The sequence below is a fragment of the Micromonospora sp. DT201 genome, assembly GCF_049841575.1.
GTDB lineage: Bacteria > Actinomycetota > Actinomycetes > Mycobacteriales > Micromonosporaceae > Micromonospora.
In genome coordinates this window covers 1-201 of record NZ_JBNCKP010000140.1, presented here as the reverse complement: position 1 = coordinate 201, position 201 = coordinate 1, and the positions used below count along the sequence as shown (strand labels likewise).

1 protein-coding gene is annotated in these 201 nt (G+C 70.6%); it reads right to left on the bottom strand.

Annotated elements, in window-relative coordinates; translation table 11 throughout:
- The coding region (locus ACLQ28_RS34730) for an acyl carrier protein (RefSeq protein ID WP_425690481.1) at positions 1–201 on the bottom strand (201 nt) is incomplete at both ends.

Below are 201 nucleotides of genomic sequence, written 5' to 3'. Positions count from 1 at the left end.
CTCCTTGAACGCCCGATCCGGATCCACCGCCTCAGCCGAAGCGTGCCCCAACACCGCAGCCACCTGCGCACGCACCAACTCCGACACGATCCGATCCCGATCACCCTGCGGCACCCCGGCCAACCGCTGCGCGAGCGAGCCAGTCGCGGTCGAGCCGCGTTGCGCCGGCACCCGCACCAACCCACGCAACAACGCCGGCAA